The 21,704-nt window shown below is 70.7% G+C and carries 32 protein-coding genes and 1 tRNA gene; 32 read left to right on the top strand and 1 reads right to left on the bottom strand.

Annotation, left to right across the window (positions count from 1 at the left end):
* Positions 1-21 precede the first annotated feature (21 nt).
* From ABZW17_RS13435 to ABZW17_RS13285, 31 genes are all read left to right on the top strand, one after another.
* Positions 22-558 carry an NUDIX hydrolase gene (locus ABZW17_RS13435; protein ID WP_354812954.1) on the top strand — a complete coding sequence of 179 codons (537 nt, stop codon included), beginning with the start codon at positions 22-24 and terminating at the stop codon, positions 556-558.
* Positions 555-944, top strand: a complete 390-nt coding sequence (locus tag ABZW17_RS13430; protein ID WP_354812952.1) for an SsgA family sporulation/cell division regulator — start codon at positions 555-557, stop codon at positions 942-944. Before ABZW17_RS13435 ends, ABZW17_RS13430 begins: the two co-directional genes overlap by 4 nt.
* Positions 945-980: 36 nt before the next feature.
* Positions 981-1,169 carry a hypothetical protein gene (locus ABZW17_RS13425; RefSeq protein WP_354812950.1) on the top strand — a complete coding sequence of 63 codons (189 nt, stop codon included), beginning with the start codon at positions 981-983 and terminating at the stop codon, positions 1,167-1,169.
* Positions 1,170-1,202: 33 nt separating this feature from the next.
* The gene (locus ABZW17_RS13420; protein ID WP_354812948.1) at positions 1,203-1,355 is read left to right on the top strand and encodes a hypothetical protein; all 153 of its coding nucleotides are present in this window, start codon (positions 1,203-1,205) and stop codon (positions 1,353-1,355) included.
* 23 nt (positions 1,356-1,378) lie between these two features.
* Positions 1,379-1,546: a hypothetical protein gene (locus ABZW17_RS13415; protein WP_354812946.1), complete on the top strand. Its 168-nt coding sequence runs from the start codon at positions 1,379-1,381 to the stop codon at positions 1,544-1,546.
* A 32-nt stretch (positions 1,547-1,578) separates the two neighbouring features.
* The gene (locus tag ABZW17_RS13410; protein WP_354812944.1) at positions 1,579-2,076 is read left to right on the top strand and encodes an NUDIX hydrolase; all 498 of its coding nucleotides are present in this window, start codon (positions 1,579-1,581) and stop codon (positions 2,074-2,076) included.
* Between the two features lie 59 nt (positions 2,077-2,135).
* Positions 2,136-2,336 (top strand): hypothetical protein, encoded by a 201-nt coding sequence (locus ABZW17_RS13405; protein ID WP_354812942.1) that lies wholly within the window; start codon positions 2,136-2,138, stop codon positions 2,334-2,336.
* Positions 2,337-2,454: 118 nt separating this feature from the next.
* Complete coding sequence (locus ABZW17_RS13400) at positions 2,455-2,859, top strand: SsgA family sporulation/cell division regulator (protein WP_354812940.1); 405 nt, start codon at positions 2,455-2,457, stop codon at positions 2,857-2,859.
* Positions 2,856-3,056, top strand: coding sequence for a hypothetical protein (locus ABZW17_RS13395; protein ID WP_354812938.1), 201 nt, complete (start codon positions 2,856-2,858; stop codon positions 3,054-3,056). Before ABZW17_RS13400 ends, ABZW17_RS13395 begins: the two co-directional genes overlap by 4 nt.
* Positions 3,057-3,082: 26 nt before the next feature.
* Positions 3,083-3,283: a hypothetical protein gene (locus tag ABZW17_RS13390; RefSeq protein ID WP_354812936.1), complete on the top strand. Its 201-nt coding sequence runs from the start codon at positions 3,083-3,085 to the stop codon at positions 3,281-3,283.
* Positions 3,283-3,615: a hypothetical protein gene (locus ABZW17_RS13385; protein ID WP_354812934.1), complete on the top strand. Its 333-nt coding sequence runs from the start codon at positions 3,283-3,285 to the stop codon at positions 3,613-3,615. The genes ABZW17_RS13390 and ABZW17_RS13385 overlap by 1 nt, the downstream gene beginning before the upstream one ends.
* Positions 3,608-3,931, top strand: coding sequence for a hypothetical protein (locus ABZW17_RS13380; protein WP_354812932.1), 324 nt, complete (start codon positions 3,608-3,610; stop codon positions 3,929-3,931). Before ABZW17_RS13385 ends, ABZW17_RS13380 begins: the two co-directional genes overlap by 8 nt.
* Positions 3,928-4,248, top strand: coding sequence for a conjugal transfer protein TraH (locus tag ABZW17_RS13375; protein ID WP_354812930.1), 321 nt, complete (start codon positions 3,928-3,930; stop codon positions 4,246-4,248). The genes ABZW17_RS13380 and ABZW17_RS13375 overlap by 4 nt, the downstream gene beginning before the upstream one ends.
* Complete coding sequence (locus tag ABZW17_RS13370) at positions 4,245-5,540, top strand: hypothetical protein (protein ID WP_354812928.1); 1,296 nt, start codon at positions 4,245-4,247, stop codon at positions 5,538-5,540. Before ABZW17_RS13375 ends, ABZW17_RS13370 begins: the two co-directional genes overlap by 4 nt.
* A gap of 105 nt (positions 5,541-5,645) precedes the next feature.
* Positions 5,646-7,904 (top strand): ATP-binding protein, encoded by a 2,259-nt coding sequence (locus ABZW17_RS13365; protein WP_354812926.1) that lies wholly within the window; start codon positions 5,646-5,648, stop codon positions 7,902-7,904.
* Positions 7,905-8,486: 582 nt separating this feature from the next.
* On the top strand, positions 8,487-8,687 hold the full coding sequence (locus tag ABZW17_RS13360) for a hypothetical protein (RefSeq protein WP_354812924.1): 201 nt from the start codon (positions 8,487-8,489) through the stop codon (positions 8,685-8,687).
* Positions 8,688-8,842: 155 nt separating this feature from the next.
* A complete protein-coding gene (locus tag ABZW17_RS13355) occupies positions 8,843-9,289 on the top strand; it encodes a hypothetical protein (RefSeq protein WP_354812922.1) in 447 nt (148 codons plus the stop codon).
* A 137-nt stretch (positions 9,290-9,426) separates the two neighbouring features.
* Entirely contained in the window at positions 9,427-9,801 is a 375-nt protein-coding gene (locus ABZW17_RS13350; RefSeq protein WP_354812920.1) for a hypothetical protein, read from the top strand.
* A gap of 150 nt (positions 9,802-9,951) precedes the next feature.
* On the top strand, positions 9,952-10,506 hold the full coding sequence (locus ABZW17_RS13345; protein ID WP_354812918.1) for a hypothetical protein: 555 nt from the start codon (positions 9,952-9,954) through the stop codon (positions 10,504-10,506).
* Between the two features lie 153 nt (positions 10,507-10,659).
* Positions 10,660-11,127 carry a single-stranded DNA-binding protein gene (gene ssb / locus ABZW17_RS13340; RefSeq protein ID WP_354813348.1) on the top strand — a complete coding sequence of 156 codons (468 nt, stop codon included), beginning with the start codon at positions 10,660-10,662 and terminating at the stop codon, positions 11,125-11,127.
* A 15-nt stretch (positions 11,128-11,142) separates the two neighbouring features.
* Positions 11,143-11,442 carry a hypothetical protein gene (locus ABZW17_RS13335; RefSeq protein ID WP_354812916.1) on the top strand — a complete coding sequence of 100 codons (300 nt, stop codon included), beginning with the start codon at positions 11,143-11,145 and terminating at the stop codon, positions 11,440-11,442.
* Complete coding sequence (locus tag ABZW17_RS13330; protein WP_354812914.1) at positions 11,439-12,395, top strand: bifunctional DNA primase/polymerase; 957 nt, start codon at positions 11,439-11,441, stop codon at positions 12,393-12,395. The genes ABZW17_RS13335 and ABZW17_RS13330 overlap by 4 nt, the downstream gene beginning before the upstream one ends.
* A 23-nt stretch (positions 12,396-12,418) precedes the next feature.
* The gene (locus ABZW17_RS13325; protein ID WP_354812912.1) at positions 12,419-13,165 is read left to right on the top strand and encodes a hypothetical protein; all 747 of its coding nucleotides are present in this window, start codon (positions 12,419-12,421) and stop codon (positions 13,163-13,165) included.
* Between the two features lie 18 nt (positions 13,166-13,183).
* Positions 13,184-13,471 carry a hypothetical protein gene (locus ABZW17_RS13320; protein WP_354812910.1) on the top strand — a complete coding sequence of 96 codons (288 nt, stop codon included), beginning with the start codon at positions 13,184-13,186 and terminating at the stop codon, positions 13,469-13,471.
* 53 nt (positions 13,472-13,524) lie between these two features.
* Positions 13,525-13,815, top strand: coding sequence for a hypothetical protein (locus ABZW17_RS13315; protein WP_354812908.1), 291 nt, complete (start codon positions 13,525-13,527; stop codon positions 13,813-13,815).
* Between the two features lie 111 nt (positions 13,816-13,926).
* Complete coding sequence (locus ABZW17_RS13310; RefSeq protein ID WP_354812906.1) at positions 13,927-14,298, top strand: hypothetical protein; 372 nt, start codon at positions 13,927-13,929, stop codon at positions 14,296-14,298.
* Positions 14,299-14,346: 48 nt separating this feature from the next.
* Positions 14,347-15,189: a phosphoadenosine phosphosulfate reductase gene (locus tag ABZW17_RS13305; RefSeq protein WP_354812904.1), complete on the top strand. Its 843-nt coding sequence runs from the start codon at positions 14,347-14,349 to the stop codon at positions 15,187-15,189.
* A 16-nt stretch (positions 15,190-15,205) separates the two neighbouring features.
* On the top strand, positions 15,206-16,822 hold the full coding sequence (locus ABZW17_RS13300) for a DNA cytosine methyltransferase (RefSeq protein WP_354812902.1): 1,617 nt from the start codon (positions 15,206-15,208) through the stop codon (positions 16,820-16,822).
* Between the two features lie 58 nt (positions 16,823-16,880).
* Positions 16,881-18,230, top strand: coding sequence for a DUF3631 domain-containing protein (locus ABZW17_RS13295; RefSeq protein WP_354812900.1), 1,350 nt, complete (start codon positions 16,881-16,883; stop codon positions 18,228-18,230).
* Between the two features lie 291 nt (positions 18,231-18,521).
* Positions 18,522-18,710: a helix-turn-helix domain-containing protein gene (locus ABZW17_RS13290; RefSeq protein ID WP_354812898.1), complete on the top strand. Its 189-nt coding sequence runs from the start codon at positions 18,522-18,524 to the stop codon at positions 18,708-18,710.
* Entirely contained in the window at positions 18,707-20,116 is a 1,410-nt protein-coding gene (locus ABZW17_RS13285; protein ID WP_354812896.1) for a hypothetical protein, read from the top strand. Before ABZW17_RS13290 ends, ABZW17_RS13285 begins: the two co-directional genes overlap by 4 nt.
* Before the next feature lie 174 nt (positions 20,117-20,290).
* Here the strand turns inward: ABZW17_RS13285 and ABZW17_RS13280 are convergent.
* Positions 20,291-20,363 (bottom strand) — tRNA-Arg (locus ABZW17_RS13280).
* Positions 20,364-20,513: 150 nt separating this feature from the next.
* Here ABZW17_RS13280 and ABZW17_RS13275 point away from each other — a divergent pair.
* Complete coding sequence (locus tag ABZW17_RS13275) at positions 20,514-21,614, top strand: epoxide hydrolase family protein (RefSeq protein ID WP_354812894.1); 1,101 nt, start codon at positions 20,514-20,516, stop codon at positions 21,612-21,614.
* Positions 21,615-21,704: the final 90 nt, after the last annotated feature.

The following is a 21,704-nucleotide window of genomic DNA, read 5'->3' as shown; positions in this document are numbered from 1 at the left end:
GTCCGGAAAGGACGGCATCTCATGTCGTTGATCGGCTCGTGGGCGGCGAAGATCGCCGCCCGTCTCGATGACCGCCACCCGGTGTTCTACGCCGCGGACATGGTCGCCTTCACCCTGCGCGATCTGGTCTGGCACGTGCTGGTTATCCAGCGTGGCTGGAACCCCCACAAGGGCGCCCTGGCCTTGCCGGGCGGGCACGTCGACCCCGACGAAACCGCCGCGCAGGCCGCGGTGCGGGAGCTGACGGAGGAAACCGGGATTCAGGTTCCGGCGGGCACGGTCGTAGACCAGGTGGGGGTGTTCGACACCCCAGGCCGGGACCCGCGCGGCCGGTACGTGTCGATCGCCCACGGCGTGATCCTGCACGGAGCACCGGATCCGGTGGCCGCCGACGACGCGGCCGGGGCGGAGTGGCTGCCGGTCCGGGTCGCGGTCCGCGTCGCCAACGCGGGCGGGTTCGCCTTCGACCACGGCCACATCCTCACCCACGCCATCCACCAGCTCGACCCGGTGCGCGGGTTCGGCACCCGCGCCCCCGGTGAGCGGGGCTGGCGATGACGCAGCTGCGCTTCCCGATGTCGGTCTGGCTGCCGGGCCGGGGCCTGGTCGAGGGGTTCTGGGAGTACACCACCGCCGATCCGTGGGCGGTCACGCTGCACCTGGACGGGCAGCGCTGGATCTTCGCCCGGGACCTGCTGCGCACCGGTCTGGCGGAGCCGGACGGGGACGGGGACGTCCACGTCATGCCCGACACCGGCGGCCGCGCGGGGCAGCTGAGCCTGCTGCTGCGCTCGCCCTCCGGGGCGGCGCGGCTGCCGGTGGCCCGCTCGACCGTCGCCAGTCTGCTGGACGCCGCCTACGCCCTGGTCCCCGCCGGTGCCGAGGCCGCCGCGGTCGACTGGGACCGCGAATGGGTGCGCCTGGCCGAGGGCCCCGCCGCCTGATTTTCCCTGATCTCTCAACGCCTGGAGGGCTGCTACATGGACAACCCCCGCCGCACTTACCCGCTCCGCCAGTGGCCGACGGATTCCCGGTTCACGTACGCGCTGGTGCGCGACGTTGCCAACGTCCTCACCGGTCACGGCTACCCGCTCCTGGCCAGCAGCGGAGACGACCACGCGGAGTTGGGACAGACCCTGCTCCGGTTCCTCTACGACCCCACCAAGTGACCCAACGACTGTCACAGGAAAGGAACGCAAGGGATGTCCAAAAAGGATCACAAGGTCGAGATCTGGACCACCAGTGGCGGCCCCGAAACCACGTGGATGACCGAGGCTGACGCCCGCATCGCAGAGAACCTGCCGTTCAAATCGACCAAGGTCGTGCAGGTCAAGGTCACCGTTCCCAAGCGCTGACCCCAACCAGGAGAGGAAAACCGATGAACCACAACAGTGGTGCCCTGGTCCTCAAGGCGATCGCAACGTCGGACTGCCCGACCTGCGATGGGTTCGTCACCTTGGCCGGCCAGGGCAAGCCCAACGCGACCGTCAGCCGGGACGGCTGGCGCCCGAACGAACACCTCGTCTTCTTCCGCCCCAACCGATGACCGCGTCCCTGTCCAGAAAGGACGTTCTGCCGATGTCGCTGATCGGATCTCTCGCGGCCAAGCTCGCCGCGAAGCTGGACGACCGGACCCCGGTGTTCTACACCGCGGACATGGTCGTGTTCACCCACCGGCGCGGCCGGTGGCACGTGCTGCTGATCCAGCGGCGCTGGAACCCCTTCAAGGGCAAGCTCGCGCTGCCCGGCGGCCATGTCGAGGACGAAACCTCCCAGGACGCCGCGGTACGGGAGCTGTCGGAGGAAACCGGGATCGTGATCCCGGAGAACGTGCCGATCGAGCTGGTCGGGGTGTTCGACGTCCCCGGCCGGGACCCGCGGGGCCGCTACGTCTCGGTGGCCTACCGGGCGATCCTGCCCGACGCCCCGAACCCCGTCGCCGCCGACGACGCCGCCGGAGTCGACTGGTTCCCGGTGGAGGTGGCGCTGCGGGCGGGGGAGAGGGGCGGACTGGCATTCGACCATGCCCGGATCCTCACCCGCGCGATCAACACCAGCACCGAGCCCGGCGACTGACACCCCCTTCCTTACCGTTCCCCAGCACAAATTTCCTGCTCACGAAAGGACATCTCGTCATGGGAATCATCAAGGCGTTGCAGGCCGCGAACGACTGGCACGCCAACCGGCCCGCCGGCCGGGTCGTGGCCCACACCGGCACCAGCGCGATGCCGACCGGGTTCTGCGCCGGGTGCGGCAAGCGCGGCAAGAAAAAGCTGAACGGCATGAGCTACTGCGGTGCGATCCCCTGCAGCAAGAAAATCGCCGCCAAGTCCTAGTGAGGCCCCGGCCCGGCGGCCCCAGCCGCCAAGCAAGTTCCGCCGGGCCGGGCCCGCTTCCCCGCATCCAACCCGCCACACCAGCGGTGTGACGCGTCTGCAGCAGGAAGGAGCCCCGATGCTACCTGCACCCCGTGGTGAGCAGCGCCCGGTCTGCCAGGTCCGCACCCACGTCATCGTCCACGGCCACCAGCAGCCCGCGGACCTGCACTACGACCCGGCCGACCCCTACGCCGTCACCCTCGTCACCGGCTTCACCCGGTGGGTGTTCGCCCGGGAACTGCTGGCCGGCGGCCTGATCGAACCCACCGGCGACGGCGACGTCCACATCCGCCCGGACACCGGCGGCGATCCGGCCCTCATCGTCATCCGGCTGTCCTCCCCGGACGGCGAGGCCGAGCTGCTGATACCCCGCGGAGCCGCCGAACGCGCCACCGACGAGTTCGACGCGGCCGTTCCGGCGGGCACCGAACACATCGACTGGGAAACCGAATTCGGCCGGCTGGCCGGTGAGGACGCGTGAGCCGCGCCGTCGTCGACCTCTCGCCGATCGTGCGGCCCGGGGACACCGTCTACGTCGCGCTGCTGCACGCCGACGGCACCCCGACCGGCATCGGCTACTCCGCCGTCATCGCCGCCGACGGCACCTACACCGGCGCAGCCCAGGTCCGCGCCGGGCGCGCGCGGATCGAAACGGTCAACCGCCCCGCCCGCCCCTGACATCCGAACCTGCTGAGGAGAAACCAATGTGTGCCAAGAAGTCCGACGACGAAAAGATCGACGATGCCGTCGTGCACCTGATGCTGTCGCGGGTGAAGCCGGAGGTCCGCTCCGGAGTTCTCCGCCAGCTCAACGACTCCGACCGCCGCCAGGTCCTCAACTCCGAGCTGGACGGACGCAAAGCCGCCTGGGAACGCAAGACCGGCAAGAAGTGGGGCGGAAGCTGATGCCCGGCCACGTCGCCGGCGCCATCTCGGACGGTGTGCCGCCGAACCCGGGCATGGCGCTGCTGGGCCGGCTGCTGGAGCGCAACGGGACGTGGGCGCTGCTGCGGGTGTTCACCGCGCTGGCGCTGTTCCTGGTGCTGCACCTGATCCGGATCCCGCTGGTGCTGCTGGCTCGGGTCCTGGCCGGGGTGATGGCCCGCATCGACGGCTACGCCACCACCCACGTGGCCCGCGAACCGTCCGGGCCGATCAACCACTACTTCGACCCGCACAACACCCATCCCCACCCCGGCCAGCCGGGGCCGATGCGCCGGGAGGCTGCACATGCCTGAGCTCGACAATCCCACGCCCGCGCCGTTCGCCGCCGAGGCGGCCGCGCAGCTGGCGATCCGGTCCGCGCGCCGCGCGGACATCCGTGACGCGGTGGGCACGGTGTTCTCCGCGGTGGTGTTCATCGGCGTGGTCTGGCTGGCCAACCGGCTGGCGTTCGGCACGTGGGGTCCGGTGTGGCCGCTGGCGGTGCTGGCCGGGGTGGTGCTGCCGGAGACCGGCCGCGCCGCGCTCTACCTGGCCGCGATCGTGACCGGCCGGGTGACCTACACCGCCGAACCGGCCGACGACCCCACCGAGCACCCGGAGGTGCCATGAGTGACCACAACGACCGCTGCCGCACCCGCCAGGAGACGGCGGTGGCCTGGACCACCGCCCACGCGGCCGAGCTCGCCGGTGTCGGTCTCCCGCTGATCGGCGGGCTGGTGCTCACGCCCTGGCTGAACCTGCTCGCCGTCGCGGCCGCCGCGGTGTGGGCGGCGAACGAGATCCGGCTGCGCCGCACCACCGCCGCCGCCCGCCACGCCGTGGTGACCACCGGCCCGGCCCGACCCGCCCTGACCACCGGCGGCGCCGACGCCGACGACGAGCCGCCGCCGGCCGACGCCGCATCCCGACAGGAGGTGACCCGGTGAGCTACTTCACCGACCGGGCCGAGCAGGCCCGCGCCGACCGCGCCGCCCGCGCCGAGCAGGGCCGCGCCGACCGGCAGCTGGAGTTCGAGCAGCAGCTGACGCTGACCCAGCTGCAGCAGGCAGACGCCCGCCTGGCCGAAGCCGACGCCAAAGCCGACCGCCAGCTGCGGCGTGAGCGCTGGAACACTCGAGCAACCGCGGCGCGAGCATGGGCGGGTGCGCATGTGGTGGACCTGCTGATCTACCCGCTGATGCTCGTCTCCGCGGCCATCGCGGTCCCGCTGGCCGCGCAATGGGGCGCGGCGACGCTCGGGCACACCGGCGCGCTACTGCCGGTGCTCTCGGAGTGGGGCATGGTCGCCTTCTCCATCGCCGTGCACGTCTCCCGCGTCCGCACGCCGGATCGCCCGGTGTGGGCCCTGCAAACCGGCACGTGGGTGTTCGCCGCCGTCGGGTTCGCCATCGCGGTCATCCGCGGCGTGACCGACCGCCACGGCGGCGGCTGGAGCCTCGGAGTCGTGATGGGCCTGGTGTCGGTGGCCGGGGTCGCCGCGCACCAGCTGGTGTCGGCCGCACCCCGCCGAAGCCCGGCCGAGCGGGCCGCCCGCAAGCTGGCCCGGCAGGAACTGGCCGAGCAGCGGGCCGAGCTGGCCACCCGCAAGGTCGCCGCCGCCCGAGTCGACGCCGCGCGGCGCGCCGCGATCGCCCACTCGGTGGCCGAAGTCGACCCCAACGGCACCGCCCGGCTGGTCTTCGCACCCGGCCGCTACACCCTCCACCGCGGCAAGCTGCACCCCACCGCGATGCCCGGCCTGCCGGTCGACCCCGCCGGTGACGACCTGGCCGACACCGTGGCCGACGAAGCCGCCGCCTACCTCGCCGGGCTGGACTTCCGTCGGCCGGCCGACACACCCGGACAGGAGACGACCCCGCCGGGCGAGGGGGAGGGGCCCGGCGGGGTCGCCACCCTTGACGGTAACCGCCCGCCGGCCATCCGGCCGACCGCCGACCAGGACACTGCCCGCCCGGAGCAACCCCGGCCTGGGCGTGAGGTGCCCGTCCGGCGCAAGCCCGTCCCGCGCCGGACGGTGCGGGGCCGCGCGGCTGAGCCCAGGCGACGCAGCTTCGAGGAGCTGGCCGCGGAGTTCGCCGCGGCGGTCGCCGACCCGCCCGCCGGGTTCGACCCGACCAACGGCGAGTCGATCCGCAAGACGCTCAAGTGCGGGAAGGGCCCCGCCACCGAGCTGAAGAAGCGCTACCTCGCCGACCGCGCCCGTGGCGGCACCAGCTAGGCCCCGCCCGCATCCGGGCAGGGGCCGAACCCCCTGCCCAGCACGGCGACCCGGGTGGTTCGGCCCCTGCCTCGTGATGCCCCACCACGGCAGAAAGGTTCCGCCATGACCCCCACCGACCAGCACGACGACGAGAACACCACCGGCACCGAGGGCCAGCCTGCCGTCGGGTCGGCCGGGGAGCTGGCCACCGTCCACCCGCTGCGCGCCCGCGCCGACCACTCCGGCGGCGAGGTGATCGAGGGCGAGATCGTCACCGAAGAGCAGTGGCGGCTGCTGACCGACCAGAGGGCCCAGCGGGAGTGGCGCTTCGCCGAATACCGCCGCCAGGGCGCCGCGGTCGTGCGCTACACCCGCACCGCGGTCACCCACGACACGACCCTCCGCACCGCCAAGTTCGTCCTGCGCAACGCGCTGGTCTACCCGGTCGCGGGGGCAGGGGTGGTGTGCAAGCACTGGCGCGACACCCACGGCCCGTCCCGCTACGAGCGGATGATGCGCGCGGCGGAAGCCGACGGCAACCACGAGCGGCTGCTGGAGTGGGAGGCCCGCGATGTCGCGGAGAAGCAGCGCCGCCACGACCGCGTGATGGACTGGATGCGCGCCCCGGTCCAGATCGCCAAGGCCACCGGCCTGTCCATCGCCGGAGCCGCCGTGCTGCTGTTGGCGCTCGGAGTGCTCCTGGCCGTCGCCGGCAAGGGCGAGGTTCTCGGCCCGATCACGGCGGTGGTCGAGGGGATCGCGTTCCTGGTCTGGTTCTGCATCACCTACGGCGTCCTGCTGATCAGCCTCGGCACGGCCGGGGCGCTGACCTACCTGTGGAACCTGGGCCGGACCCGGACCGAGACCCCGGGGATGTTCGCCCCGCCGGCCGCCAAAACCCAGGTCGTGAACCTGACCCCCTCGATCGTGGTCGCGGCGCTGCGTGACCTGGGTATCCGGGTCCTGCGCGAGGCGATCCGCTCGGATGCCGACTTCGGGGCCCGGATGCTGTCGATGATCACCCGCTACGGACCGGGCGCGCAGGTCGAGGTCACCCTGCCCCCGCAGGTCACCGCCAGCCAGGTGATGAACCTGCGCGAGACCCTCGCCGGGAACCTGGACCGCAAGGCCCACGAAGTCCACTTCGAGCGCTCCGCGGATTCCGAGCGCCAGTTCACCCTGTGGGTCGCCGACCCGGGCGCGCTGGACCGGAAACTGCCGGACTCGCCGCTGCTGGACCCGGACTTCGGTCCGGTCGATGTGTACCGGGACCGGATGCCCTGGGGCATGGACGTCAAGGGCGATGCGGTTGGACTCAACCTGCTGCAGCAGCACCTGCTGCTGGCTGGACTCTCCAAGCAGGGCAAGACCGCCGCGGCCCGCGCGCTGGTCCTGTGGCTGATGCTGGACCCGTCCAGCCGTCTGTGGCTGGCGGACCTGAAGGGATTCGGGGACTGGTCCATGTTCGACGGGCTGGCCGAAACCCTGATCGAGGGGGCCGGGGCGGAGAACTTCATCGCCACCTGCGACATGCTCGAATCCGCCGAACGGGAGATGCAGGACCGTTACGAGCGGTGGCGGGCGATGGGCCGCAAGGGCGACATCGGCCGCGAGGACTCCGCCCCCGGGTCCGGGTTCGAGCCGCTGTTCGTGGTGGTCGACGAAGTCCAGAAGCTCTTCGGCTGCGCGGTCGAGCACCCCGACGGCGGCGACATCGGCGGCAACGGCAAGAAGTCCCGCGCGGCGCGGGCGGCGCAGTCCATCCACGACCAGGGCCGCGCGGTCAACGTCGTGTTCCTGGAGTTCTCGCAGAACCCCACCAACGCCAACCTGCCCGCGATCGTGCGGGAAGGCGCGATGATCCGGGCGTCGCTGTTCGTGGGCACCGAGTCCATCGCCCGCATGGCCCTCGGGGAGGCGGCCGTGGACACCGGCGCGGCGCCGCACGCGCTGCGGGCCGGGCTCGACCGCGGCACCGTCGTGCTCGCCCCCGGCGAGTCGATGGATCTGCCCAACGGCGCGACCCACACCACGGTGCGCACGCACTTCATCAGCACCGAACAGGCCCACGAGGTCGCCGACCGCGCCAAGGGCTTCCGCGCCGGGGTCGCCCGCCGGATCGCCGCCCCTGCCGAGCGGGATCTGCTGGAAGACCTCGTCAGCGTGCTGGAAGCCGACGAAGACCAGGCCAAGGACACCGACCTCGTGGTGCGGCTGCGCAAGCTGGCCGGCCCGAACTACCGCCCCTATGGCAAGGGTCTGACCGGCAAAGCCCTGCGCGACAAGCTCACCGACCTCGATGTCGAGATCAAGCAGCGCGACGGCTACTGGTGGATTCAGTCACACAGCGTGCGCACCGCGCGGGCTGCCGCCGGTCAGTGAGTGGATGGCACCTCACCGCGGATTGCCGCCCCAAAGACCCCTCCAGGACGGTTTTCCGAGGTCATCCACTGATCCACTGAACGGTCATCGTCGCTGATCATGCCCAGTGGATCGGCTCAGTGGACGCCCCAGTGGGGATCCACTGACCTCTCGCCGATCCACTGGGCCGCTCACTGGCAATCCACTGGACCACCACGCCACAAAGATCACTCATGGTAATCAATGATGGAGGTGGTCATGCCCCGCGAGGCTGAGGAAGAGCGGCTCTACCGGCCGGCGACCGCGCGTTCCGGGCCGCCGGCTGGGGAACCGGGATCTCCGAGCGCCTCGCCCGTGCCGCAGCCCAGTCGCTGGTGTCCGCGCAGTGGTCCCGCATCGCCCGCGTCGCGGGCAAGCTCGACCAGCGCGGCCGCCTGCACCACGGCGACATCTGACACCACTTCACGGTCGCCCACCCCGGCCTTACCCGCCGGCCGTCGGGCGCTGCGCTCCCGTTGACCGCCGCCGGGCCGATGCGCTGCGCGCCATCGGCCCGACGGTTTCCACCTGCCCGAACACCTTTGACCGAAGGGACTTCCCGCGATGAAGACCGTCATGCTGCCGATCCAGGAGATCACCACGAACTGCGTCGTCCAGGCCGCCGACGGCGACTGGTGGCGCGTCACCTCCACCGACGTCGACCTCAACAGCGGCACCGTCGTGCTCAAGACCTACCACCCCGGCACCGGCCGCGACGGGTGGGTTCAAGGCGCCGTCGGCGACCAGCGCGCCGTCCGGATGTAGCCGTCCCGGCTAGGTCGCCGCGGCCTCGCCCGAGGCCCGGCGGGCGTGCCCTCGTGCTCGACTGTCGATCCCGGATCCGGTCGGCTGCATTCCCTTTACCGCACAGTGTTTCGCTCCCAGCCCACGACTTGAAGCCATTTCGGAAGGGGACCTCCATGGGTTTGTTCACCTCTGCCGGTGACCCCGGGAATCCTGCACACCTCGCCATCGCCGTGCACGAACTGGGCCACGCGTGGGTTTGGAAGGACGGCCGGTTAGAGGTCCGTTCGATCACGTTCACCCCCACCGGCGGCCACGTGCGCGTCATCAACCCCAATGGCCACCTGCCTCAGCTGATCGCCGAAGCGGTCGGCCTGTGGGGCGGGTTCGAAGCCGAAGACCGCTGGCTACGGGAACACCGGCTCGGCGCAGCTGGCCGCGGCAACAGCAGCCACGACATCCGCGCGTTCGGTGACATTCAACGGCTGATGCGACGGGAATTTCGGCACACCCTTACCGAGCGATCCGCCCGCGCAAGTGCACGCGCAGCCGTCAACCGCCGCTGGTCGCGGATCCAAGACGCCGCACCGGAACTCGTGGCGCGCGGCCGGATCACCCTGTGAACCCCCGGCTCTGCCGAGCACGGGTGCTGCTGATGCCGGCTGATTACGCGGGTCGCTCTGCCGGAATCTGCCCGATGTCGGACGGCCCATCCGCATCCGAGTGACCTGAATTTCTGAGACCACAAAGGAGCTTCGCCATGTTCCTTCCTGCGCCCGATCTGTCGTGCAGCGACGCCTACGCCTGCTTCGGGGTGCGCGCCCCCGCCGTGCGCGTCGCGCCGGACGGCGCCGTGCTCGCCGTCGGACTCACCCGCCCAGCGGCCGCGCTCGACCTGATCCGCATGGCCGCGCCTAGCGGGCTGGTCCCGACCCGCACCGACGCGACCGCGTTCCGGCTGCGCTGGTTCGCCTACACCCACCCCGTCCGCTCCGGTGACCCGGCCACGCGCCCGGCTTGCCCCGGCGAAGACGGCGCGTTCCCGGTCGTGATCTGGCGCGCGGCCGACCAGGCCGCCGCTCGATCCAAAGTGGGGACGCGCACCGCGGCGGACGTGCTCGCGGTGGTGGCGTGACCACCAACGGCTCGGGCGCCTGGCAGCCCGATCTGCGACGCCAGCAGGAAGAACTCGAATGCCAGCGGCGGGATGCCACGCAGAAGGCCGCGAACAAATGACCGGCACCGTGCTCAGCGCCACCATCGCCCGAGTGATGAGGAACGTCGAATGTCGTTGTGGCAAAGCGTGATCACTATCGTCAGTACTCTGATCGGCACCATCAGTGGCACCGTGCTGGGCGGCGTGCTCAAGAGCCGGGCGGACACCGCCGGCCGAGTGCACGAATGGCAGGTGTCGGTCGTGGAGATCTACGGAACGTTGATGGCCGCCCTGTCCTCGCACTATGCGGCGATGTGGGACCTGGAGACCGCGCGGATCCGCGACGACCAAGACGAAATCGACGTCACGCTCGCGGCTTCGCTGGTCACCCGCGACGCCATTACCCGGCCGCGCGCGCAGCTGGTTATTTTGGCGCCGCAACTGCTTCCCCGGATCAATGAGGCCGTAGCGGCGGTGTACGCGATGGACACCGCAACGCACGAGGCCGGCCGCACCACCGAGCAGCTGACGGCCCGGCGCCTGGCGGCCAAGGCGGCGATGGCGAAGCTGGAGACCACGACGGCGGCAGTCATGGGCGGCCTCGGTGCGGGCCTGCCCGGCGACAGCGGGAGGCGCGGAACCGTCACGAATTTCATGCCTCGCCCGGCTTCCCCGCCCCGGTGACGCTGCTGCGCGCGGCTCAACCGCCGCGCCGCCGCTGCCCACCCCGCCAGCATCAACGCCTGCCAGCACATTCCCACGCCTCGATGGCCCGGCCGTCGGGGCGTACTCGTACCTGCCCACCACCAGAAATCGGAGGAACCTGACATGGCTGGATTGCCGGAGATCACGATGGCCGGGACGCTGACGGCGGACCCGGAGATGCGCTTCACCCCCTCGGGCGCCGGAGTGTGCTCGTTCACCCTCGCAGCCAACGACCGCCGCCTGGACCGCGAGTCCGGCGAGTGGAAGGACATGGGCGCGACGTTCCTGCGCTGCACCGTGTGGCGCCGCCAGGCCGAGAACGTCGCCGACGCCCGCAAGGGTGACCGGCTGCTCATCGTCGGCGAGCTCAAGCAGTCCGAATGGGAGGACAAGAACACCCGCGAGAAGCGCTACGGCTTCGACGTCCAGGTCCGCGAAGCCGCCCTGTCCCTGCTGTGGCACCCCGCGAAATCCGCCCGCCCCGAACGCTCCGGCGGCAACGGCGGCGCCACCGGCGGTGGTGGGGCGCGGGAGCCGTGGACGGCTGGGTCGCCGGCCCCCGGCGCGAGCGGCGGGTTCTCCGAGGAACCGCCGTTCTAGCCGAGACGCTCGGCCGTGGGCGAGAAGGCGAAGTACCGGGCCGCCGACATCCGGGCCTGGCTCATCACCGCAGCGGGCATCGACGGGGAGGCGGCGCGGCGGGCCGGGCGGGCGATTGCCGATGCGTGGAATGCCCACGAGTTCTACGCCTCGGCCACCTGCCTTCCGCTTGCCGCCGCCCTGTCCGCATCCCGCCTGCCGCCCGCCCGGCTTGACGACCTGGCCGATCGGCTGGCGCAGGCGTTCGGGACGCACCTGCACGACGTCGCGGCGTGGGACCGCGAACCCCACTGGCGAAAGGAGATCAGCAGATGAGCAGTTCGGCCCAGAGTGCGGCATTGCGGGCGGCGGCGATGGAGATTGCTGGCAGGGGGTGGACGGTGTTCCCGTGCCGCCCGGGCACGAAAGCCGCGCTGTGGCACAAGGCCGCCCTGTGCCGCGGGCGCGGGGTCTGCGCGGGCGGGCACGTCACCCCGGAGTCGCTGGCAACCTTCGATGTGGACCGGGTGGCGGCGCGGTGGTCTGACGGCGTCCCGTACAACATCGCCGTCTTCCCCGGCCCGTCCGGGCTGTTCATCCTCGACTGCGACGTGCCCAAGCCCCCCCGCCCCGGGCAGCCCGCGGCCCGCGGGGAGCACGACCCCGACGGCTGGTTCCAGCTGCAGGCGCTGGCGGCCGGGCGGGGCGGGCCGCTGCCGGACACCTTCACCCTCGCCACGCCCTCGGGTGGGCGGCAGCTGTGGTTCACCGCCCCGCCCGGTACCCGCCTGCGCGGCACGGTCAAGCACGTCGCCACCAACATCGACACCCGCGGGTGGGGCACCTACGGCTTGGCGCCGGGCAGTGTCCTGCCGAACGGGGCGTATGAGCTGATCGACGACACCGACCCGGCCGAGCTGCCGGGGTGGTTGGTCCAGGCCAACGTCGAACGCTCGCCCACAGCCGACTCAGGGGCCGCTGAGAAGCCGCTGACGGCGCCGGACGCCTACACCGCCCGCGCGGTGCGGGCCGAGTGCGACCGCGTCGCCACGGAGCCACCGGGGCGGCGCAACAAGGTCCTCTCGACCGCCGCCTACGCACTGGGCCAGCTCGTGGGCGCCGAACTGCTCGATCGCGAGCACGCCCGCGCCGAGCTGGAGACCGCCGTCGCCGCGTGGAACAGCCCCGGTTCCTGGGCCAAGGACACCGGCGTCATCGCCACCTCCCTGGCCGCCGGAGAAGGCAACCCCCGCCGCATCAACCGGCGCGGCCCCGGCCGCGCTGCCTGATCACCAACGGAAATGGAGCTTCGATGACCATGCCCACCGTCGCCGTCGCCACCCACATCGGTGGCCGCGTCGCCAACGCCGACGCCGCCTCCGCCGTCATCACCCCGCTCGGTATTGCCGCCGCGGTCGTCGACGGCATCGGGTCCGAACCGCGCACGTGCACCGCGGCCAAGCTGGCCGCCGAAACCGCCGCCGCGGTGGCCGCCCACCGCGGCGCGCAGGCCGGGCTGATGGCCGCCGCGGACACGATGCCCGACTACCCCGGGGCCCCCAACGCGGTCGCCGCCGTCGTATCGGTCGTCGGCGGGCGGATCGAGGTCGCCCACGTCGGCGACGCCGCGGTCTGGACCTACTCGGATACCGCCGGGCTGCGCCGCTGGACGGTCGATCAGACCGCCGGGGAGCACATCCGGCACATGCTCGACAACCCCGGCCTCATCGCGTCCGATCGGGACGCGCTGGAACGGGTCGGAGCCGCGACCGAGGTCCTGTCGGACTACGTGCTCAACGGGCTGGCCTTCGCGACCGTGTCCACGATGTCCTGGACACCGCTGCGGGGTGAGGACGCGAAGGTCGAACGGATCATCGTGACCAGCGACGGCGTCCACAAGGAACTCACGGCCGGGCAGATCGAGGACCTGGCGCGCGTCTTCGCCGACGACCCGCAGGCCCTCGCCGAAATCCTGGTCGAGCTCGCCGTCACCGGCGGTTCCGCCCCCGAGGCCGACAACGCCACCGCCGCTGTCATCTCCCTCGCCCGCCAGCGCTGAATCGGAAGGAGCACCGTCATGGCTGCCATCGTGCACCGCTGCGCCTGCGCGCACCTGGACCACTTCCACGTCACCGGCGAGGACAAGGACGGCCGCCGGCCCTGCTACATCTGCAGCTGCCGCGATTCCGATCCCGCTCCGCCGGAGATCATCCCGACCTGGCGCGCGGCCAGCTTGACCGCGCAGGCGATGCCCGACCCGGTCCTGGTCGAGCCGGGCACCGTCGACGGCCCCGGGCTCGGCCGGCTGTGTGACTGCGACGACTGCTGGACCCTCTACGAGACCACCGTCGGTCAGGCCGCGTAGTCCACCCGAAAGTGACGTTGTGTAGCGATATCGGGACAGCGACGCTGAGGGCGGTGGAAACCACCAAGACCGCGGTCACACCGCCCGAGCTCGAACCGCAGCCGGCCATTCCGAACGACTCGATGGCCGCCCGGCTGCTTGCGCTGCTGCCCACCCCGATCCCGCCCTGGCCGCTGCTGCTGGCCCTGGTGGCCGCCTTGGGCAACGTCACGGTCATCGTGCTGGCGATCGTGCACAGCATCGGGCCCACCCTGGCGACCGCCGGGGCGCTGTCCAGCGTCATCGGCGCGGCCATCCACTGGAGCAAACGGCACACCCGCGGCCGAACCAACGTCCGGCCGTGACCTCACCACCCACCGAAGAACATCACTGACCACATAGGACACGGGAAGGGCCGGGCACCGCGGGTGCCCGGCCCTTCCCGTGCCCGCCGCCAAACCGGAAGTGAGCCTGCCATGACCACCACCGCACCGGCCATCACGCCTGCCACCGCCGCCGTCCTCGCCCGGATCGCCGCCGAACGCGGCCGCCAGGACGCGTTGTGGGGCGAGCAGAACCACCCCGACGGCACCGGCCCCCACGCCGAGCTGACCGGGCTGCTGCGCCGCGCCGCCGACGCCGCCCACACCGCCCGGTTCACCACCGAGATCGCCCGCGCCGAAGGACGGCTGACGTGGCTGCACATCCTGCGCGAAGAGGTCTACGAAGCCTTCGCCGACGCCGACCCGGCCGCCCTGACCGAGGAGCTGATCCAGGTTGCCGCCACCGCGGCGTGCTGGGCCGAAGCCATCGACCGCCGCACGCGGCCGACCGGTGGTGGTGCCTGATGCGGTGCCTGTCCTACGGCGGGGGGCCAGCAGTCGACCGCGCTGCTGGTGCTGGCCGCCACCGGCCGGCTGGAGCTGGATGCGGTGCTGTTCGCCAATGTCGGCGATGACTCCGAGCACCCCGGCACGCTGGCCTACGTCCGCGACATCGCCACCCCGTGGGCCGCCGAGCACGGCCTGACGATCACCACGCTGAACCGGCACCGCCGCGACGGTTCCGTGGAGACCTTGTTCGGCCGGCTGACGAGACCGGGGTCGCGGTCGCTGCCGATCCCGGTGCGCATGTCCGGTGGCGCACCCGGCACCCGCTCGTGCACCGCGGACTTCAAGATCCGGGTGATCGGCAAATGGCTCAAGGCCCACGGTGCGACCGCCGACACCCCGGCCACGGTGGCGATCGGGATCAGCCTGGAGGAGATCCACCGGGCCAACTCCCGCCGGGTCGAGCCACACGAACGCATCGTGTATCCGTTGCTGGATCTGAGGATGCGCCGGGCCGAATGCGCCGCCCTGGTGGCCGAACAACCGCTGTCGGCGGCCATGGCCGAGCGTGCCCGCGCCACCGTCGATGACCAGCACCCGGACGTGCGGGCCCAGCTGGCCCGCAGCGGCTTCACTCGGCTGCCCGTACCGCCGAAGTCCTCATGCTGGTTCTGCCCGTTCCACCGGCTCTCCATGTGGGCGGTAATGCGGGCGGAAGAGCCCGAGCTGTTCGAGAAGTCGTGCCAGCTGGAGGACCTGCTCAACGATCGGCGCGCCGCCCTGGGCAAGGACCCGGTCTACCTCACCCGCACCGGCCGGCCGCTGCGCCGCGCCGTCGACCCCGGCGTGCAACTGCTGCCCTTCGAGTCCGGCGACGGCGGCTGCGACTCCGGCTGGTGCATGACCTGAAAGGACCCGATCACCGATGACGATCACCACCTACCACGAGTTCGCCGGGTTCGGCGGCGACACCACCGGCGTGCTGGCCGTCCCCGGCACCACCGGCGTCCTGGCCGCCAACCACAACCCCGACGCCATCGCCACCCACGCCTACAACCACCCCGGCATGGACCACTACGAAGGTGACATCGCCAAAGCCGACATCGGCAAATTCCCGGCCGTCGACTTCTTCTGGGCTTCGCCCTCGTGTCCGCCGTGGACCGACGCCCGCGGGGTGAAACGCGACTTCGACCAAAGCACCCAAGGCGTGCTGTTCGACCCCAAGACCGGCCCCAAGGCGACCGACCCGAGCGTCGCCCGTGCCCGCGCGCTGATGGAGGAGGTCCCGCGGTACCTGCAGGCGATGAACCGGCGCGGCCGGCCAGCGCTCGGGGGCGTGGTCGAGAACGTGGTCCAGGTCGTGAAGTGGGCCGAGTTCAAGCGCTGGCGCCGCGAGATCGAGACCGAGGGCTACAACACGCGCCTCATCGCGCTCAACGCCATGCACGTCACCGGCCCGAAGCTCGGGAAGGTCGCGCAGTCGCGCAACCGGTTCTTCCTCGCCTACTGGCTCACGAGCCTGGGGCGCACCCCGGACTGGGACAAGTGGCTGCGCCCGCAGGCGTACTGCCCGGACTGCGACCAGCTGGTGGCCGCGGTGCAGTCGTTCAAGAAGCCCGCCCGGGTGCCCGGCACCGACATGGGTACCTACGGCATCCTCACCGGCCAGTACGTTTACCGCTGCCCCAACCGGTCTTGCCGCCAACGGATCATCGAACCCGAGGTGCTCCCGGCGTCGTCGATCATCGACTGGAGCCTGGATCCGGGGCAGCGCATCGGCGAGCGCGTCGACCGCCACGGGCGACCCGACCCGCTGGAGCCCAAGACGATCGACCGGATTGAGGCCGGGCTGGCGCGGCACATCGGGGCGCTACTGGCCCCGGCCGGCGGGACCTGGCGTGAGCACGCCACGTCGGTTGAGGTGCCGTTGCCGACCCGCACGACGCGGGAGACCGACGGGCTGGCGTGCCCGCCGCTGCTGGTGAACTGCTCCGGCCGGGCCGGGGTCGACACCGCCACCCACGTCGGGCAGCCGTTGCGGACGCTGACCTGCCGCCGCGAGCACGCGATGGTGATCCCGCCGTTCGTGTCGCTGCAACGCGGCGGCGGCTCCATGAAGACCGCCTACCCGGTGTCCGGGCCGATCCCGACGGTGTCGGCGCAGGGCAACCACCACGGCCTGGTCGGCCCGCCGGCCGACCAGGCCGTGGTGGCGTTGCTGGTGGCCTACTACGGCAACGGCGGTACCCAGCTCACCGACCGGCCGGTGGGGACGCTGACCACCCGGGACCGCTACGGCCTGCTCGGGGGCACCGGGTCTCCGCCGCCGGTGGATTCGTGCACGTTCCGGATGCTCGCACCGCACGAGATCGCCGCGGGAATGGGCTTCCCGACCGACTACCGGGTGCCGGAGTCGGTGGCGAAGTCCAAACGCAAATGCGTCCGCGGGTGGGGCAACGCCGTCCCGCCCGCGATGGCCGAAGTCCTCGCCAGCGCGCTGGTGGAGACATTCTCCGGCGAACCGCTGGAACCCGCGGCGTGACCGGCGCGGGGGCGCCCGGCCAGCACCACCCGAACGCACGACCCGAGGGAGCTTTGTCATGCCTGATCTGGATACCGCGTTGTCGGCCATCGACGCCGCCATCGCCGACCCTCAAGGCGACACCCGCACGGTCTGCGGACACTGCGGGACGGCGCTGGCCGGGTCGCCCTCCGACGACTTCTGCACCGAGGACTGCCAAACCACGTGGCTGGCCGAGCACGCAGCCGGCCCCGATCCCGTCGACAACGGCGCGACCCCGGACCGGGACCTAGCCGAGCAGGACCCGGCCCGGCCGATGCCCTACATGCCCGCGCCGCCGCCACCCCCGAGCGGGGCGCAGATCCTGGATACCGTGACCGCGTTCGTGAGGCGGTTCAACGTCTTTCCGTCCGAGCACTGCGCCCCCACGCTGGCGCTGTGGTACGCCCACACCCACGCCGCCGAACACTTCTACGTCACCCCGCGCCTGATCCTCGACTCCGCCGAACCCGGCAGCGGCAAAACACGCGTCCTGGAAGTCGCACAGTTCCTGGTACGGCAGGCGGAAATGACACTCTCGGCCACCACCGCCGCGCTGTTCCGGCTGGTCTCGGACGGGCCGATCACCATCCTGTTCGACGAAGTGGACGCCATCTTCAACCCCGCCAAAGGAGGCAACACCGAAGACCTGCGCGCCATGCTCAACGCCGGATACAAACGGTCGGCCACCATCCCGCGCTGCGTCGGCGACGCCCGCGCCATGAAAGTCGAGCGGTTCAAGGTCTACGCCCCGGTGGCGCTGGCAGGAATTGCCGGGCACATGCCCGACACCATCACCACCCGCGCCATCACCTTCCACATGCGCCGCCGCGCCCCCGGCGAAACCGTCGAACCCTTCAAAGAACGCGTCGTCGAACGCCAGGCCGCGCCGCTGCGGGACAAGCTCGCCACCTGGGTCGCGGGCGTCGGCAACCAAGTCGGCGACGCCGAACCGGACATGCCCGAAGGCGTCACCGACCGGGCGGCCGAAATCTGGGAACCGCTGCTGGCGATCGCCGACGCCGCGGGCGAGCACTGGCCGGCCACCGCCCGCGCCGCATGCTCCTACTTCGTGGCCAGCAACAGCAACCGCGGCGGCAGCTTCGGTATACAGCTGCTCGCCGACATGCGCCGGATCTTCGCCCAACGCAACACCGACCGCCTGCCGTCCACGTTCATCATCGCCGAACTCCTGGAAATGGAGGAATCCGACTGGACCGACGTGAAAGGAAAGCCGCTCAACCCACGCATGATGGCCAAGGAACTGTCCCGCTACGACGTCAAGCCCACGACGTTCAAGTACGACGGCGACAGCGTCAAGGGCTACACCACCACCGGCGAGACCGGTCTGGCGGACGCCTGGAGCCGCTACCTGCCCGCCGCGGGCTGACAGTGTCGGTAACTGCGGTAACTGCGGTAACCCTGCAGGTCAGGCGGTTACCGATCCGGAACCGGTTACCGATGGATCGGTAACCGGACAAACCTCCCACGCGCCCCGGTTACCGATCCATCGGTAACCGGGGCACCCATCGGTAACCGCCTGACCAGGCAAGTTACCGCAGTTACCGCAGTTACCCCACCTGCCAGCCTCCCTGGCACCCCGCATCGGTAACTCTCGCTCGCTCGTGCCCCTCACCGGTCGCCTGGTGCGCGGCACGCCTCTGCTCGGAGGTCCACAACCATGTCCGCGAAAGACGAAAAACTCACCATTTCGCAGGTCTGTGAGGAACTGAAAATCAAGCCGTCCACCTTCTATGACTGGCGCGCCAAGGAACGCGCGCCGAAGTGCATCAAGCTGCCGAACGGTGGCGTCCGGATTCGTCGCTCCGTACTGGAATCCTGGCTCGAAGACCGAGAGGAGGCCGCGTGATCACGTCGTCGTACAACGTCCGCGTGTGGGCGATCGAGACTCGTCGCAACGCGGCTGGCAAGCCCACGAGTTACCGCGTGCTGTGGCGAGTGGACAAGAAGGACTTCAAGAAGTCGTTCAAGCTCTACGCGCAAGCGGACGGGTTCCGCTCTTCGCTGCTGGTTGCACAACGAGCTGGTGAGGCATTCGACATCGTCTCCGGACTGCCGCCGTCGCTGACCCTGCCGGCGGGGGAGATGAGCTGGTATGCGCTCACGGTGGCCTACATCGACATGAAGTGGCCGGACGCGGCGGCCACCGCGCGGCAGACGATGGCTGAAGCGCTGATCCGGGTGACGCCGGTGTTCGTGAAACGGGACAAGAACGGACCGGATGCGAAAGTCGTCCGTTCGGCGCTCCGGCAGTGGGGCTACAACACCGAATACCGCACCAACCGGGAGATGCCGGACGACGTTCGAAAGGTCCTGAAGTGGTTGGAACGCAACACAATGCCCGTGAGAGCGGTTCTCGATCCGGATGTACTGCGCGCTTTGCAGCGTGCGGTCACCAGGCGACTGGACGGCCAGAAGTTCGCCCCGAGCGTGGCGCGGAAGACGCGCGGCGTCCTGTTCAACGCGTTGGACTATGCGGTTGAGAAAAAGTTGATCGACGCGAACCCGCTGCCGTCGGTGAAGTGGACGGCGATGCCGAAGGGCAAGCGGAAGGTCGACACGAGGGCCGTGCCGAACCCGGCGCAGACGCGGGCCTTGCTGTCCGGTGTCGGCGCGTTGCCGCGCAGCGGCCCACGGCTGGAAGCTTTCTTCGGCAGCATGTACTACGCCGGGTTGCGTCCCGAGGAGGCGGTATCGCTGAACAGACGGAACATCGCGCACTTGCCGGATCCGGAGTGGAACGACGCCACGGACGAGTTCGACTACGGCTGGGGCAAGTTCCGCCTGGACAGGGCCGAACCGCACGCGGGAGGCCGATGGACAGACAGCGGGAAGCCGCGCGACGACCGGCCGTTGAAGGCCCGGGACGTAGGCGATCAGCGCATCGTGTCGTTCCCGCCGGACCTGACTCGGCTTCTGCACCGACACATCCTGACGTTCGGCTATGGCCCCGACGGCCGCCTGTTCCATGCTGAGCAGGGCGGCGAAATACCGATGATCACCTACACCCGGGCCTGGCGTGCGGCGCGACGGATGGTGCTGACCGAGGAGCAGCAGAAGTCGCCGCTCGCCGCTCGGCCGTACGACCTGCGCCACGCGGCGGTGAGCACCCAGCTGGTGGCGGGAGTCGACCCGGCGACCATCGCGGCTTGGGCCGGCCAGTCGGTTGCGGTGCTGCTGGAGATCTATGCCGCGTTCCTGGACGGGGGAGAGGAGGCGAACCAGGCGCGGATCGAGAAGATCCTGGCTCGGTAGCCGGGCGCGGCCCCGGACGGCGTCCACCTGATGCCCAATGCATTCCCGTGGGAACGCATTGGGAAGAGACACCCGGATTTGGCCGTGAATGGCCGTAACCAGCCGGAGAACGGGAAGAACCGCTTCAAGCGTGAAACCGCTGGTGAGAAGCGGTTTTTCCCGCTCTTGTGGGAGTGCCCTCGGCAGGATTCGAACCTGCGACACCTGCCTCCGGAGGGCAGTGCTCTATCCCCTGAGCTACGAGGGCCCATCGCTGGGCGACTCCGAAAGCTTAGCGCATGCCCCGCGACCCCCGTGCCGCAGGTGGGCCGACCGATGATTCTGCTGGTCAGGGGCGTGAAGTTGATCGGTTCGGGCGGACGTCGCTAGCGTGGGAAGCCCACCTGAAGGAGCCGAGATGGCCGAGCCGTTCCAGGTACCGCTCGACGAGGGTGATGTCACCGATCTGCGGGAGCGGTTGCGGCGGACTCGGTGGCCCGAGGCCGAGACCGTCGATGACTGGTCGCAGGGTGTTCCGCTCGCCTACGTGCGCGAGCTCTGCCGGGACTGGGGTGAGGAGTACGACTTCGGGTTCGCGCGGCGGCTCAACGCGTTCCCGCAGTTCCGGGCGACCGTCGACGGCGTCGGGCTGCACTTCCTGCACGTGCGGTCGCCGGTGCCCGGTGCGCTGCCGCTCGTGCTCACCCATGGCTGGCCCGGGTCGGTGCTCGAGTTCCTCGATGTCATCGGGCCGCTCACCGACCCCGCGCGCTACGGCGGGGATCCCGCCGACGCCTTCCACGTCGTCGTGCCGTCGCTGCCCGGGTTCGGGTGGAGCGACAAGCCCGCCCTGAAGATCCCGCGGGTGGCCGAGCTGTGGGACAAGCTGATGACGTCGCTCGGCTACGACCGCTACGGCGCCCAGGGCGGCGACTGGGGTGCCGCGGTCACGAACGCGCTCGCGCGGTCCGGGCGGGTGGCCGGGGTGCACGTCAACTTCGCGCCGGTGCGGATTGACACCGCCGACCCGACGCCCGAGGAGCGCCAGGCCCTCGCCGACCTGCAGGAGTTCCGGCGGACCGGCAGCGGCTACTCCGCCCAGCAGGGCACCCGGCCGCAGACGCTCGGCTACGGCCTCACCGATTCGCCGGCCGGCCAGGCCGCGTGGATCGCCGAGAAGTTCTGGGCCTGGACCGACCACAAGGGCCACCCGGAGGACGCCGTCGACCGGCAGCGGATCCTGGACGCCGTCTCCGTCTACTGGTTCACCGCGACGGCGACCTCCTCCGCGCGGATGTACTGGGAGAACAACGACCGCGATCTGTCCACAGTGGATGTCCCGGCCGGGGTTTCGGTTTTTCCCAGGGAAATCGTCCGGCCGTCGCGGCGGCAGGCTGAACAGCGCTACACCGACCTGCGCTGGTTCGAAGAGCTGCCCGTCGGCGGGCACTTCGCCGCGCTCGAACAACCCGAGTTGTTCGTCGGGCAGGTGCGCGGGTTCTTCCGGCTCGTGCGCTAGACGAGTGATGCGTAAGTCTGGGTGGTGGCCGGAGATCGGCGAAGGGTGTTCAAGATCCGTTTGTGACGACAGACCTGAACACCCTTCTCG

Source organism: Amycolatopsis sp. NPDC004625 (assembly GCF_040609695.1).
Lineage (GTDB): Bacteria > Actinomycetota > Actinomycetes > Mycobacteriales > Pseudonocardiaceae > Amycolatopsis.
Note: the sequence above shows the minus strand (reverse complement) of the source record. Positions and strands in the feature narration are given on the sequence as shown.

Bases quoted from the DNA above. Each gene is read 5' to 3' on its own strand.
- ABZW17_RS13435 (WP_354812954.1), top strand. From the start codon at position 22: ATGTCGTTGATCGGCTCGTGGGCGGCGAAGATCGCCGCCCGTCTCGAT.
- ABZW17_RS13430 (WP_354812952.1), top strand. From the start codon at position 555: ATGACGCAGCTGCGCTTCCCGATGTCGGTCTGGCTGCCGGGCCGGGGC.
- ABZW17_RS13425 (WP_354812950.1), top strand. From the start codon at position 981: ATGGACAACCCCCGCCGCACTTACCCGCTCCGCCAGTGGCCGACGGAT.
- ABZW17_RS13420 (WP_354812948.1), top strand. From the start codon at position 1,203: ATGTCCAAAAAGGATCACAAGGTCGAGATCTGGACCACCAGTGGCGGC.
- ABZW17_RS13415 (WP_354812946.1), top strand. From the start codon at position 1,379: ATGAACCACAACAGTGGTGCCCTGGTCCTCAAGGCGATCGCAACGTCG.
- ABZW17_RS13410 (WP_354812944.1), top strand. From the start codon at position 1,579: ATGTCGCTGATCGGATCTCTCGCGGCCAAGCTCGCCGCGAAGCTGGAC.
- ABZW17_RS13405 (WP_354812942.1), top strand. From the start codon at position 2,136: ATGGGAATCATCAAGGCGTTGCAGGCCGCGAACGACTGGCACGCCAAC.
- ABZW17_RS13400 (WP_354812940.1), top strand. From the start codon at position 2,455: ATGCTACCTGCACCCCGTGGTGAGCAGCGCCCGGTCTGCCAGGTCCGC.
- ABZW17_RS13390 (WP_354812936.1), top strand. From the start codon at position 3,083: ATGTGTGCCAAGAAGTCCGACGACGAAAAGATCGACGATGCCGTCGTG.
- ABZW17_RS13385 (WP_354812934.1), top strand. From the start codon at position 3,283: ATGCCCGGCCACGTCGCCGGCGCCATCTCGGACGGTGTGCCGCCGAAC.
- ABZW17_RS13380 (WP_354812932.1), top strand. From the start codon at position 3,608: ATGCCTGAGCTCGACAATCCCACGCCCGCGCCGTTCGCCGCCGAGGCG.
- ABZW17_RS13375 (WP_354812930.1), top strand. From the start codon at position 3,928: ATGAGTGACCACAACGACCGCTGCCGCACCCGCCAGGAGACGGCGGTG.
- ABZW17_RS13365 (WP_354812926.1), top strand. From the start codon at position 5,646: ATGACCCCCACCGACCAGCACGACGACGAGAACACCACCGGCACCGAG.
- ABZW17_RS13360 (WP_354812924.1), top strand. From the start codon at position 8,487: ATGAAGACCGTCATGCTGCCGATCCAGGAGATCACCACGAACTGCGTC.
- ABZW17_RS13355 (WP_354812922.1), top strand. From the start codon at position 8,843: ATGGGTTTGTTCACCTCTGCCGGTGACCCCGGGAATCCTGCACACCTC.
- ABZW17_RS13350 (WP_354812920.1), top strand. From the start codon at position 9,427: ATGTTCCTTCCTGCGCCCGATCTGTCGTGCAGCGACGCCTACGCCTGC.
- ABZW17_RS13345 (WP_354812918.1), top strand. From the start codon at position 9,952: ATGTCGTTGTGGCAAAGCGTGATCACTATCGTCAGTACTCTGATCGGC.
- ABZW17_RS13330 (WP_354812914.1), top strand. From the start codon at position 11,439: ATGAGCAGTTCGGCCCAGAGTGCGGCATTGCGGGCGGCGGCGATGGAG.
- ABZW17_RS13325 (WP_354812912.1), top strand. From the start codon at position 12,419: ATGACCATGCCCACCGTCGCCGTCGCCACCCACATCGGTGGCCGCGTC.
- ABZW17_RS13320 (WP_354812910.1), top strand. From the start codon at position 13,184: ATGGCTGCCATCGTGCACCGCTGCGCCTGCGCGCACCTGGACCACTTC.
- ABZW17_RS13310 (WP_354812906.1), top strand. From the start codon at position 13,927: ATGACCACCACCGCACCGGCCATCACGCCTGCCACCGCCGCCGTCCTC.
- ABZW17_RS13300 (WP_354812902.1), top strand. From the start codon at position 15,206: ATGACGATCACCACCTACCACGAGTTCGCCGGGTTCGGCGGCGACACC.
- ABZW17_RS13295 (WP_354812900.1), top strand. From the start codon at position 16,881: ATGCCTGATCTGGATACCGCGTTGTCGGCCATCGACGCCGCCATCGCC.
- ABZW17_RS13290 (WP_354812898.1), top strand. From the start codon at position 18,522: ATGTCCGCGAAAGACGAAAAACTCACCATTTCGCAGGTCTGTGAGGAA.
- ABZW17_RS13275 (WP_354812894.1), top strand. From the start codon at position 20,514: ATGGCCGAGCCGTTCCAGGTACCGCTCGACGAGGGTGATGTCACCGAT.